General features: G+C 47.1%; 2 protein-coding genes and 1 pseudogene. All 3 read left to right on the forward strand.

Features of this window, described 5'->3' with window-relative positions; translation table 11 throughout:
- The first annotated feature begins 111 nt into the window (after positions 1-111).
- Positions 112-573 (forward strand): CtsR family transcriptional regulator, encoded by a 462-nt coding sequence (locus AC1DWB_RS34995; RefSeq protein ID WP_477545673.1) that lies wholly within the window; start codon positions 112-114, stop codon positions 571-573.
- Positions 574-595: 22 nt separating this feature from the next.
- Positions 596-1,123 carry a hypothetical protein gene (locus tag AC1DWB_RS35000; protein ID WP_477545674.1) on the forward strand — a complete coding sequence of 176 codons (528 nt, stop codon included), beginning with the start codon at positions 596-598 and terminating at the stop codon, positions 1,121-1,123.
- Positions 1,124-1,144: 21 nt separating this feature from the next.
- Positions 1,145-1,499, forward strand: a pseudogene (locus AC1DWB_RS35005) (ATP--guanido phosphotransferase); the annotation flags it as partial.

A 1,499-nucleotide genomic window follows, 5' to 3' on the forward strand; every position in this document is an offset into this window, starting at 1 on the left:
ATGCAGGGAAATAGCGAGATGAAACCCACTTGCAAAAATCAGAAAATTATTTATAATGGAGATATAGTCAAAGATAGTCAAAGTCAATCAATCGGGAAGGGAGGTCCATGAATGCGCAATGTCTCAGACATTATTGAACAATATCTGAAGCATACGCTGCAGCAAAGTCCGGATAATGTGATAGAGATTCAGCGGAGCGATCTGGCCGACCGATTCGAATGTGTACCTTCCCAGATTAATTACGTGATCAGTACACGGTTTACAGTGGAGAAAGGCTACGTCGTCGAGAGCAAGCGTGGTGGCGGAGGGTACATTCGCATACAGAAGGTTAATCTCCCCCTTAAGGAAGCGATTCATGTCCACATATTCCGGACCATCAGCGCTCAAATCGATCAAGCCGGGGCGGAAGGACTCATTTATCAATTGGAAGATGGGGACCTCATCACCTGCCGAGAGGCGAATATCTTGAAGGCAGCCATTTCACGGGACGTATTAACGTTCAAGCTACCGCTTCGCGACGAGATCAGGGCGAGATTGCTCAAAGCTATGCTAATTGCCTTGCTCAGCAAATAAAGGGTCCAGGAGGAGGATGTCGATGATTTGCCAGGAGTGCAACAAGAAACCGGCTACGCTTCATTTCACGAAGATCGTGAATGGGGAGAAGACGGAGTTTCATATCTGTGAATCGTGCGCCAAGGAGAAGGGCGAAATGATTCCAGGGACGCCAAACGGCTTCTCCATTCACAATCTGTTATCAGGCTTATTGGATTTCGATCCTACCCCTGGGGCTTCCTTCGGCCACAAACCTGTATCAACGCTACGCTGCGATCAATGTGGTCTGACATATGGACAATTCAGCAAGTTAGGTCGCTTTGGCTGTCACTCGTGCTACAAGCATTTCTCCGAAAAGCTCGATCCTTTATTCAAGAGAGTCCACGGCAACGTGGTTCATGTAGGCAAAGTGCCTAAGCGATCTGGAGGACTTATTCAGCAGAAACGAGAAATCGAGCAGTTGAAGCAGGAACTTCAAGCCCGAATTCAACGGCAAGAATTTGAATACGCAGCTACGCTTCGGGACCAAATTCGCGATCTCGAACAAAAATTAAACGGTACGCATGGCTGATAAAAAAAGAGGTGATCGTTCATGTCTTCCCGAAAATATATGGAGCAAGCACTTAGTGAGTGGATGAATAGCAGCGGACCGGAGCAGGATGTGGTCATCAGTAGTCGGATTCGCATTGCGCGTAATCTGAGCACGCACCCGTTTCCGATGTTGTCTACGAATTCGCAGTCCAAGGAAGTATTGAATCAAGTGGAGCAGTTGATGAGCAATGAAGAGCTGGATATGATCAGCCACTTTCAATTCATTCAACTGGATCAGCTCAGCGATTTGGAGAAGAAAGTTCTTGTAGAGAAGCACTTGATTAGCCCGAATTTGGCGAATGAAGCCAGGGACGGAGCTGTTATTCTCAGTCAGAACGAATCAGTCAGTATTATGG

The sequence above is a fragment of the Paenibacillus sp. P4_E11 genome, from assembly GCF_056401635.1.